The following is a 9647-nucleotide window of genomic DNA, read 5'->3' as shown; positions in this document are numbered from 1 at the left end:
CCTCCGCACCCGCCTCATCGACCCCGCCCCGTCACTCCTGATCCCCCCGCTCACGGGGCAGGCGCCCGCCGCCGCCCGCGAGCCGACGCGGATCCTCGCGCGGTGACCCCCGGTCGAGGGACGCCTCGACCTCCGGAGCATGGGTGAAGATGGGCGGATGACATCCGTGGGGGGCGTTCCGGAGCTCAGGCTGGCCGTCGTCGACGACCAGCCCCTCTACCGGCACATGCTGTCCTCGCTGCTGCGCGCGGTGCCGGGCGTGCGGAGCGTCGTGGAGGGCGGATCCGCCACGGAGGCGCGGTCGGTGCTGCGGCCCGCGGAGCTCGACGTGGCGATCCTCGACATCGAGCTCGGCGACGGGGACGGCATCGAGCTCGGGCGCCGGCTGCGGCCCACCGAGCCGGGGCTGGGCATCGTCCTGCTCTCGGCCGTCGACGCGATGCACCGCTTCCTCCGCCTCGACCGCGCCGAGGCCCGCGGCTGGAGCTACCTCTCGAAGACCTCCTCCCTCTCCGCCCCCGCGCTGCTCGCCTCCGTCCGCGCGACGGCGGACGGCCGCACCGTGCTCGATCCGGCGCTGGTCGCCGCCCGCGCGGCCCGCCGCGACTCCCCGGTCGCCGCGCTGAGCCCGCGCCAGTACGAGGTGCTCTCGGGTCTCGCATCGGGGCTGACCAACGCCGCGATCGGCGAGCGCCTCGGCATCGCGGTCCGCTCGGTCGACAACCACGTCAACGCCGTCTACGCGGGCCTCGGCGTGCGGTCGGACGGCGAGCGCAACCCGCGGGTCGACGCGACGCTCCTCTTCCTCGAGCACACCGGATGAGCGCCGGCCCGCGCGACGCGCGCGAGGACAACCGCATCGTCCTCGGAGCGATGGCCCTCCTGGGCGGCGTCCTCTCGCTGCTGGCCGCGCTCCAGGCCGTCTTCGCGCTCGGGATGCTGTCGCGGACGCTGCGGGGCGTCGATCCGGGGCCGCTGCTCGACGTGACGACGCGCGTCCTGGTCAACGTGTCGACGATCGGGCTCGCGATCGCCCTGGTCGCAGTGCTGCGCCCCGAGCGCTCGACCGGCGGCGCCCGCGTGGCCCGGACGGCGGTCATCGCCGCGGGGATGGGACTCGTCCGCTGCTGCCTCCAGGTGCTGACCGGCGTCTACCCGCTCTCGGCCCTCCCCGCTCTCGCGGTCGAGCTGGTCGTCGGATCCACGGTGATCGCGCTGATCACCGCCTACGGCTACCTGCTCGTGCGCGCGGCACGGCGCGTGCGCGAGAAGGAGCGGGAGCACGCCCGCGCCTCCGTGCAGGCGCTCGAGGCGGTGCAGGCCCTGCAGCGGGAGGAGCTGCGGGTGCGGCGCGACGTCGCGCAGAGCCTGCACGGAGGCCTCCAGAACGGACTCGTGGTGCTGACCGCCGAGCTGCACGCGGTCGCGAGCGCATCCGACGAGGCGGCCTCGGAGCGGCTGCTCGCCATCGCCGCCCGGCTCGACCGCCTCCGCGAGGACGAGGTGCGCGCGGTCGGCCACGCCCTCTACCCGGTCGAGATCGACCACGGCCTGGTCCCCGCCGTCCGCGACCTCGTCGCGCGACTCCCTCCCGAGATCGCCGTCGACCTCGACCTCGGCCGCATCCCGGCGCTCGCCGCCGAGGGCGCCGAGGCGCCGCTCGACCAGCGGATGCTCCTGGTCCGGCTCCTGGAGGAGGCGGTCACCAACGCGCTGAAGCACGGCGGCGCCTCCTCGCTGCGGGTGCGCGGCGACGAGGAGGCGGGCGTCGTGGTGCTCACCCTCGACGACGACGGCCGCGGACTCGTCGAGGGGTCGACGCGCTCGGGCCTGGCGCGGCTGGAGCGGCAGCTCGCGGTCTACGGGGGCTCGTTGGAGCTCTCGGACTCGCCCGTGCTGGCGGGGGCGCGGCTGAGGGCGCGGCTCCCGCTGTCCGACGCGGACGGCGGCGGGGCGGAGTAACGGGACGGGCGCTCCCGCCGTCCCTCGCGTCGAGCACAGGGCGGTCCGAGGGACGGATTCATGCCGGATGGCGAGCCGTCTCCTCGTGCCCGCCCCTCACGCCGGGTAGACCAGCAGATCCTGCGGAGCGACGGTGAAGCCTGCCTCGCGGCCGGGCGCGAGGTCGAGGCGCGCCGCGTCGGCCGCCGGGACGTCGGCGGTCAGGAGCGCGCTGCGCACCCGCACCGCGTCTCCCCGCTGCTCCACGTCGGTGATCACGGCGCGGAGGCCTCCCTCTCCGACGGAGACGGCGGAGGGACGGACCGCGGCGAGCACCGCGGCGCCGACCGCGACCGGCTCGGCCGCGACTCCGGACAGCTCGTGCCCGTCGGCGGTGCGCAGACCCGTCGCGGTGCGGACGCCCTCGAGCAGCTCGAGCCCGGCGAGCTCGGCGGTGAACGCGGTGCGCGGGCGCGTGAGGACGCGGGCGGTCGGCCCCTCCTCGACCACCCGGCCGCCGTGCAGCACCAGAACCCGGTCGGCGAGGGTCCAGGCGTCGAGCACGTCGTGGGTGACCACGATCGCCGAGCGGTCGGCGAGCACCTCGCGGAGCATCCGGCGGAGGACCGGGGCGGTCCGGGCGTCGACCGCGGCCAGCGGCTCGTCGAGCAGCAGGAGGCGCGGGTCGGTCGCGAGGGCCCGGGCGAGGGCGACCCGCTGCGCCTGGCCGCCGGAGAGGCTCCCCGGGCGCCGGTCGGCCAGGTCGGCCACGCCCGCGGCGGCCAGCTCGCGCTCCGCCCGCTCGCGGGACCGCGCCCGCCCGGCGCCGGCGCTGCGCGGACCGAACGCCGCGTTCTCGCGCACGCTGAGGTGCGGGAACAGCAGCGGATCCTGCGCCAGCAGGGCGACGGGGCGCCGGTGCGGAGGAGTCCACCGGCGGTCATCGAAGAGCAGCTCGCCGCCGGCGGTCGCCCGCCCGGAGTCGGCACGGACGAGGCCGGCGATCAGCTCGAGCACGGTCGACTTGCCCGCGCCGTTGGGCCCGAGCAGCGCGATCGTCTCGCCCTCGGCCACGTCGATCCGCACGTCGATCCCGCGCGCCGCGAGCCGCGCCTCCAGCAGCAGGCTCACCGCGGCACCCCCCGGGCGGAGCGGCCGTGCGCGAGACCGATCACGAGCACCGCGACCACCACGAGCACCAGCGCGAGGGCGACCGCCGCGTCCGGATCGCTCTCGCGCTGCAGGTAGATCTCGAGCGGGAGGGTGCGCGTCGTGCCCTCGAGGCTGCCGGCGAAGGTCAGCGTCGCTCCGAACTCGCCGAGCGCCCGCGCGAACGAGAGGATCGCGCCCGAGGCGAGGCCCGGCAGGATCAGCGGCAGCGTGATCCGCCGGAGCACCGTACCGGGGGAGGCGCCGAGCGTCGCGGCGACCGACTCGTACCGCGCGCCGGCGCTGCGCAGCGCGCCCTCGAGCGTCAGCACCAGGAACGGCAGGGCCACGAAGGTCTGCGCGATCACGACGGCGGTGGTCGAGAACGCGATGCGGACGCCGAGGGCCTCCAGCGCGCCGCCGAGCAGGCCCATCCGCCCGAAGGTGAAGAGCAGCGCCAGCCCGCCGACCACCGGCGGGAGCACCAGCGGCAGCAGCACCAGCGAGCGGAGCAGGCGCTGGCCGGGGAAGGCCGTGCGGGCGAGCACGAGGGCCATCGGGGTGCCGAGCAGCAGGCACAGCAGGGTCGCGACGGCGGAGGTGCGCAGGCTCAGCAGGAGCGCGGCGACGGAGGAGTCGGAGGTGATCAGCGGCAGGAACTGCGGCCAGTCGACGCGGGCGAGGATCGCGGCGAGCGGGAGCAGCACCAGCAGGGCGCCGAGCGCGGCGACGGCCACGACCCAGCGCGGCAGGCCGGACCCGGTGCGCATCAGCCGCGGGCGAGCGGCGTCTCGACGATGACCGTGGTCGCCTTGACCACCGCCACCGCGGGAGACCCGGGCTCGAGCCCGAGCTCGCGGACCGCCTCGCTGCTCATCAGCGAGACCACGCGGTGCGGCCCGCACTGCAGCTCGACCTGCGCCATCACGGTGTCCATCACGATGCCGGTGACGATCCCGACGAAGCGGTTGCGGGCCGAGCGCGCGACCGGGGACGGATCCTCCGGCAGCACGGCGTTCGCGCGGGCGAGCCGGGCGACCTCGAGGCCGTCGACGACGCGTCTCCCGGACGCGTCCTTCGCGCTCTCGAGCGTCCCGTTCTCGATCCAGCGCCGCAGCGTGTCGTCGCTCACGCCGAGCGCGGCGGCGGCGTCCCTGATCCGTATCTGCGGCATGGAGTCGATCCTACGTCCGCGGCTGAGCCTGTGCCGTGTCCCTCTCCTCTCCACGAGGCGCCGCCGCGGTGCGCCTCCTCCGGCGCGCCGCGTACCCGCACGGCATCTTGTGGAGAGGGAGGAGAGGAACGCGGAGGAACGGGCGCTGGGGATCCCGGGCCGCGCGCGCAACCCCCTGGAGGACCGGCGGGAGCACGACGCACGCTGAAGGGACGACGACACAGGAGGCGGCATGCGCGCGATGGTCTACCGGGGGCCCTACAAGGTCCGCGTGGAGGAGAAGGACCGGCCGAGGATCGAGCACCCGAACGACGCGATCGTCCGGGTGACGATGGCGGCGATCTGCGGATCCGACCTGCACCTCTACCACGGGCTGCTCCCGGACACACGGATCGGCCACACCTTCGGCCACGAGTTCATCGGCGTGGTCGACGAGGTCGGCTCGTCGGTGCAGAACCTCAGCGTCGGCGACACGGTGATGGTCCCCTTCACCATCTACTGCGGCTCCTGCTGGTTCTGCTCCCGCGGCCTCTACTCCAACTGCCACAACGTGAATCCGAACGCCACCGCGATCGGCGGCATCTACGGCTACTCGCACTCGGCGGGCGGCTACGACGGCGGGCAAGCGGAGTACGTGCGCGTCCCGTTCGCTGACGTGGGTCCGACGAGGATCCCCGAGTGGCTGCCGCACGAGGACGCCCTGATGCTCACCGACGCCTTCTCGACCGGCTACTTCGGCGCGCAGCTCGGCGACATCGTCGAGGGCGACACGGTCGTGGTGCTCGGAGCCGGACCGGTCGGCCTGGCCGCCGCGCGCTCCGCCTGGCTGATGGGCGCCGGTCGCGTCATCGTCGTCGACCAGATCGACCACCGCCTCGCCAAGGCCCGCGACTTCGCCTTCGCCGAGACCATCGACTACACCGAGGAGGACGACCTCGTCGTCACCCTCAAGAAGACAACCGGCGGGCTCGGCGCCGACGTCGTGATCGACGCGGTCGGCGCGGAGGCCGACGGGAACCTCCTCCAGCACGTCACCGGCGCCAAGCTCAAGCTGCAGGGCGGCTCGCCGATCGCGCTCAACTGGGCGATCGACGGCGTCCGCAAGGGCGGCACCGTCTCGGTGATGGGCGCCTACGGTCCGCTCGCGAGCGCCGTCAAGTTCGGCGACGCCGTCAACAAGGGCCTCACCCTGCGGATGAACCAGGCCCCCGTCACCCGGCAGTGGCCGCGCCTGTTCGAGCACATCCGGGCCGGGCACATCACGCCCAGCGACCTGATCACGCACCGCATCCCGCTCGAGCACATCGCCGAGGGGTACCACCTGTTCTCGTCCAAGCTCGACGGCTGCATCAAGACCGTCGTCGTCCCGTAGGAGGATCCCGTGCCGTACACCGCCGACCGCCCCGTCCGCGTGCCGACCGCCGAGGAGCTGCGCGCCCGCATCCCGGGCTGGGGCGCCGACCTCGATCCCGCCGACCGCCCCGCCTTCCCCCGCGAGCGCAGCGACCTCGTCTCGGGCGCGCACTGGGAGCGCCCGGAGAAAATGCGGACGCACGGCCGTCGCGAGAAGAGCATCGAGCACCTCGAGCTGCCCGCCGTCTTCGGCACGGCGCAGCCCCTCCACGGGATCTCGGGCGCGATCCGCCGCTACGCCTACGACCGGTTCAGCGAGGGGCGCCACGCGCACTGGCTGCTGCTCGTGCTGGGCGACCGGGTGGAGTCGACCGGGGCGCACCTCCGCTCGCTGCTCACGACACGGCCGGACGATCCGATCACCGAGACCGGTGTGCTGGCCGAGGCGCACGCGCACCCGATCGCCTCGCGCCGCGGCCGGACCGACGTGCGCCACCAGATCCTCGACCCGCTGCTCGTCGGCGGCCCCTGGGTCCTCGCCGCCCTCGGCGCCGTGGCCGTCGCCCGCCGCCTCCTGCGCTGACGCCCGTTCCCCTCTCGCGAGAGGCCGCTCCGGTACGCCGCCGTCGGCGTGTCGCGGACCGGAGCGGCGTCTCGCGGAGGAGGACGGGGGTTCAGCGGCTGCGGGGTGCGGCGCCCGCGGTCGGCGCGGTGCGGGTGTCGACGCTCGCCGTGAGTGCCGCGGAGTAGCCGGACGCCGAGCTGCCGGACATCGCCGCGAGCTGCAGGGCTCCGCCGTCGTCGCCGAAGACGGAGTCCGAGTCCAGGCCGACCCGGGCGAGGTTCGCGGCCGAGCCCGCGTACGCCTCGAGGGCGTAGACCGCGGTGCACGCCTCCTCCTGCAGGGCGACCTGCGAGGTCGCGATCGCGTTCGACGCGTCGGTGATCGAGTCCACTCCCGGGTACACCTCGAAGTGGATGTGCGGCCAGCGGCCGGAGTAGCAGGCCGGGACGATCGAGGCGAAGGAGACGACGCCCGACGCGTCGGCGACCTGCACGCCGCGGAGGTACGTCTCGTCCTCGACGCCGCTGGAGTACATCGAGTAGTCCCCGTTCGCGTCGCAGTGCCAGACGTACACGGCGGCTCCGGCGAACGGCACGCCCCCGCTCGCCGCGTCGAGGATCGTCAGAGTGAGCGCCAGGGGGACCCCGTCGGCCGTCGCGCCGCCGCCGATGCTGGTGCGCAGGTCGCTGCGGACGATCCCGGAGCGCTCGAGGACGTCGACCCCGTTCGAGCCGTCGCCCGGGTAGGGGCCGGCCGTCTCGTCGGGGATCTCGCCGGCGACCGCGGTGCCGGCCCCGGCCGTGGCGGTCGCGCTGGGAGTCGCGGTGGCGGTCGCGGCGGCGGAGAAGGCGGATCCCGATCCTCCGGTGGCGCACGCCGCGAGCCCGAGGGTCGCCGCCCCCGCACCGACCAGCGTCAGCACGCCGCGCCGCGAGAAGAGGGTCCCCACGTCGAACGGGAGGCCCTGGTCGACCACCTCCTCCTCGGGGCGGTCGAGGCGGCGGCCCTCGTAGGCCGGTCCGTCGGGCGTGCTGCGGGGCTCCGGGATGCGGGTCATGGTCGTGCTCCTCGTCGATCGTGGTGTCCGTCGCGAGCAACCCTTGCGGCCGGGGCTCTGCGCCTCCGATGACCGTCCTACGACCCTCCTATGACCGACCCGCCGACCGTCCTGCAACTCTCCTCCGGCGCCGCGACGCTCCTCACGGCGCTCCGAACCCGGCCGCCGCGAGCACCGCGCGCCCGGCGTCGGAGGCGACGTACGCGACGAAGGCCGCCGCCGTGGCCGGGTCGCCCGCTCCGGTCAGCGCCGCGATCGGGTACGTGTTCACCGCCTCCGAGGCCTCGGCGAAGGGGATGCCGGTGACCGAGCCCGCGGCCCCGCGGACGTCGGTCGCGTAGACGAGCCCGGCGTCCGCTTCGCCCGAGGACACCTTGCCGAGCACGTCGGTGACCGACGACTCCTCGCTCACGGGGGAGATGTCGACCCCGGCGGCCTGCTCGACCGCGACGGCTGCTGCTCCGCACGGCACCTGCGGCGCGCAGACGACGGTGGCGGTCCCGGGCCGGGCGAGGTCGGCGAGCGAGACGACCTGCGCCGGGTTGCCGGGAGGCACGGCGATCTCGAGCGTGTTCGTGGCGATGTCGACCGGGTCCCCGTCGACGAGCCCGGCCTCGGCGACGGTGGACATCGTGCGCTCGTCGGCGGAGGCGAAGACGTCGGCCGGGGCGCCGTTGACGATCTGCGTCGCGAGGTCGGAGGAGCCGGCGAAGGAGAGCTCGACCTGCGCGCCGGGCTCGGCGGCCTCGAACCCCGTGGCGAGCTCGGTGAACGCGCCCTTCAGCGAGGCGGCGGCGAAGACCGTGATGGAGCCGCCGGCCGAGGACGTCGCGCCGCCGGTGGCCGCGTCGCCGGCGGGGGTCGACGGAGCGGAGCAGCCCGCGAGCAGGAGGAGCGCGGCAGCGGCCGGGACGAGGGAGAGCAGGCGACGATGCACGGGGACCTCCGGATCTGGAGTCCGCAGATGCGGCGGACAGCTGATCCTAGGACCTCAGGTGCGGAGGCGAGCTGGGAGAAGGGCCTCACGTGCGGCGGAGAGACGATCCGAGGATCGGACCGGCCGGGCGACGCGCCTGCGCGAGGACCGACGGGCCGCGCGACGCACAGCGGCGGGCGGACCGCAGCCCTCCGGCTCCGGCCCGCCCGCCGCTCGTCGCGGCCGCCTCGACGGCGGTCCTCCGCTCAGCTCTGCGGCGGCGAGTAGAACTGGAGGTCGTTGCCCTCCGAGTCCTTGAAGGGGAGGATGCGGCCCCACTCGTGGTCGCTGATCTCGCCCTCGATCGACGCGCCCCGCGCCGTGAGGCGCTCCAGCTCGTCCTCGATCGAGCCCTCGGGCTGGAACGAGATGACCGCCCCGCCCTGCTCCGCGACCGTGGCCGACTCGCGGGCGTTCAGGCCGATCATCAGCCCGCCGGCGTCCAGCTCCGACCAGTCGTCCGAGGTGTCCTTGACCTCGAGGCCGAGCGTGTCGCGGTAGAACGCGACCGCCCGCTCCATGTCCGTGACGGGGACCCAGACCGTTGCGACTCCTGATGCCATGTCGTGCTCCTTCGCTCGATGATGCCGATCCTCCGACGCTAGGTCGGGGACGCCCGGAGCGGGGGCCCTTGCGCCGACGCGCGGAGGCTGCTCTCGCGCGGCGCCTCTCCGCCGAGCTGCCGTGCTCACGCGCCCGGCAGCGGTGAGGCGCCGGCTTCCCGCTGCCCGTCAGTGCCGAGACACCGCCCCTCGCCGAGACACCGCCCCTCGCCGGCGTCCCGGCGCGCAGCGGGACGTCTCGGCCCGGCCTCCGCGCGCGAGCGCTCCCCGCCGACGTCACCGACGACGCGGCCGCCGAGGCGGGCGTCGCCTGGATCGAGGAGGCGGTGGGCCCGCTGCGCATCCTGGTCAACAACGCCGGCGTCCAGCACCGCGTGCCCCTGCTCGAGCTCGAGGTCGCCGACTGGGAGCGGGTGCTGCGCACGAACCTCACCAGCGCCTTCGTGGTCGGCCGGGCGGCGGCGAAGCGGATGATCCCGCGCGGCGCCGGGAAGATCGTCGACGTCGCCTCGGTGCAGGCCGATCTCGCGCGGCCGACGATCGCGCCCTACACCGCCTCGAAGGGCGGGATCCGCAACCTCACCCGCGCGATGACGGCGGAGTGGGCGCAGCACGGCATCCAGGTCAACGCGATCGCTCCGGGGTACATCCACACCGAGATGACGCAGGGCCTCGTCGACGACGTGGCGTTCAACAGCTGGATCCTCGGCCGCACGCCCGCCGCGCGCTGGGGCCGCGTCGAGGACCTGATCGGCCCCGCCGTCTGGCTCGCCTCCGACGGCTCGGACTACGTCAACGGGCAGGTCGTCTTCATCGACGGCGGCATGACCGTCGTCGTCTGAGCCACCCCTCGACCCACCGAACGGAAC

Annotated in this window: 11 protein-coding genes; 5 read left to right on the top strand and 6 right to left on the bottom strand. The window is 74.7% G+C overall.

The genetic code is table 11. The features are described from left to right. The first annotated feature begins 157 nt into the window (after positions 1-157). Both C5C50_RS08840 and C5C50_RS08835 read left to right on the top strand, forming a co-directional pair. Positions 158-823, top strand: a complete 666-nt coding sequence (locus C5C50_RS08840; protein WP_104273282.1) for a response regulator transcription factor — start codon at positions 158-160, stop codon at positions 821-823. Further along, positions 820-1962, top strand: a complete 1143-nt coding sequence (locus C5C50_RS08835) for a sensor histidine kinase (protein ID WP_104273281.1) — start codon at positions 820-822, stop codon at positions 1960-1962. The genes C5C50_RS08840 and C5C50_RS08835 overlap by 4 nt, the downstream gene beginning before the upstream one ends. Before the next feature lie 96 nt (positions 1963-2058). Here the strand turns inward: C5C50_RS08835 and C5C50_RS08830 are convergent, their stop codons facing one another. From C5C50_RS08830 to C5C50_RS08820, 3 genes are read right to left on the bottom strand one after another with little or no spacing between them, the layout of a single operon-like run. Continuing rightward, positions 2059-3072, bottom strand: coding sequence for a sulfate/molybdate ABC transporter ATP-binding protein (locus C5C50_RS08830; RefSeq protein WP_104222445.1), 1014 nt, complete (start codon positions 3070-3072; stop codon positions 2059-2061). Further along, positions 3069-3860: an ABC transporter permease gene (locus C5C50_RS08825; protein WP_104222446.1), complete on the bottom strand. Its 792-nt coding sequence runs from the start codon at positions 3858-3860 to the stop codon at positions 3069-3071. Before C5C50_RS08825 ends, C5C50_RS08830 begins: the two co-directional genes overlap by 4 nt. Continuing rightward, positions 3860-4264 (bottom strand): molybdopterin-binding protein, encoded by a 405-nt coding sequence (locus C5C50_RS08820; protein ID WP_104222447.1) that lies wholly within the window; start codon positions 4262-4264, stop codon positions 3860-3862. Before C5C50_RS08820 ends, C5C50_RS08825 begins: the two co-directional genes overlap by 1 nt. A gap of 232 nt (positions 4265-4496) precedes the next feature. Between C5C50_RS08820 and C5C50_RS08815 the strand changes: the two genes are divergently transcribed. Both C5C50_RS08815 and C5C50_RS08810 read left to right on the top strand, forming a co-directional pair. Next, complete coding sequence (locus tag C5C50_RS08815; protein WP_104273280.1) at positions 4497-5636, top strand: zinc-dependent alcohol dehydrogenase; 1140 nt, start codon at positions 4497-4499, stop codon at positions 5634-5636. Between the two features lie 9 nt (positions 5637-5645). Beyond that, positions 5646-6200, top strand: a complete 555-nt coding sequence (locus C5C50_RS08810; RefSeq protein WP_104273279.1) for a hypothetical protein — start codon at positions 5646-5648, stop codon at positions 6198-6200. Between the two features lie 91 nt (positions 6201-6291). On the opposite strand, the gene C5C50_RS08805 is transcribed toward C5C50_RS08810, so the two are convergent. From C5C50_RS08805 to C5C50_RS08795, 3 genes are all read right to left on the bottom strand, one after another. Further along, a complete protein-coding gene (locus C5C50_RS08805) occupies positions 6292-7239 on the bottom strand; it encodes an intradiol ring-cleavage dioxygenase (RefSeq protein ID WP_104273278.1) in 948 nt (315 codons plus the stop codon). 142 nt (positions 7240-7381) lie between these two features. Next, positions 7382-8176: a molybdate ABC transporter substrate-binding protein gene (gene modA, locus C5C50_RS08800; protein ID WP_258067715.1), complete on the bottom strand. Its 795-nt coding sequence runs from the start codon at positions 8174-8176 to the stop codon at positions 7382-7384. A 245-nt stretch (positions 8177-8421) separates the two neighbouring features. After that, positions 8422-8778 carry a VOC family protein gene (locus C5C50_RS08795; RefSeq protein WP_104226592.1) on the bottom strand — a complete coding sequence of 119 codons (357 nt, stop codon included), beginning with the start codon at positions 8776-8778 and terminating at the stop codon, positions 8422-8424. A gap of 161 nt (positions 8779-8939) precedes the next feature. Here C5C50_RS08795 and C5C50_RS08790 point away from each other — a divergent pair, with 161 nt between their 5' ends. Beyond that, positions 8940-9620 (top strand): SDR family oxidoreductase, encoded by a 681-nt coding sequence (locus tag C5C50_RS08790; protein WP_104273277.1) that lies wholly within the window; start codon positions 8940-8942, stop codon positions 9618-9620. Positions 9621-9647 lie beyond the last annotated feature (27 nt).

The organism is Rathayibacter sp. AY1D9 (assembly GCF_002932395.1).
Classification (GTDB): domain Bacteria; phylum Actinomycetota; class Actinomycetes; order Actinomycetales; family Microbacteriaceae; genus Rathayibacter.
The sequence above is the reverse complement of the archived record's forward strand: the minus strand, read 5'-3'. Positions and strand labels throughout refer to the sequence as shown.

Excerpts from the sequence above, each read along its gene's own strand:
- C5C50_RS08795 (WP_104226592.1), bottom strand. The coding sequence starts at position 8,778 with ATGGCATCAGGAGTCGCAACGGTCTGGGTCCCCGTCACGGACATGGAG.
- C5C50_RS08820 (WP_104222447.1), bottom strand. The coding sequence starts at position 4,264 with ATGCCGCAGATACGGATCAGGGACGCCGCCGCCGCGCTCGGCGTGAGC.
- C5C50_RS08835 (WP_104273281.1), top strand. The coding sequence starts at position 820 with ATGAGCGCCGGCCCGCGCGACGCGCGCGAGGACAACCGCATCGTCCTC.
- C5C50_RS08805 (WP_104273278.1), bottom strand. The coding sequence starts at position 7,239 with ATGACCCGCATCCCGGAGCCCCGCAGCACGCCCGACGGACCGGCCTAC.
- C5C50_RS08825 (WP_104222446.1), bottom strand. The coding sequence starts at position 3,860 with ATGCGCACCGGGTCCGGCCTGCCGCGCTGGGTCGTGGCCGTCGCCGCG.
- C5C50_RS08815 (WP_104273280.1), top strand. The coding sequence starts at position 4,497 with ATGCGCGCGATGGTCTACCGGGGGCCCTACAAGGTCCGCGTGGAGGAG.
- C5C50_RS08840 (WP_104273282.1), top strand. The coding sequence starts at position 158 with ATGACATCCGTGGGGGGCGTTCCGGAGCTCAGGCTGGCCGTCGTCGAC.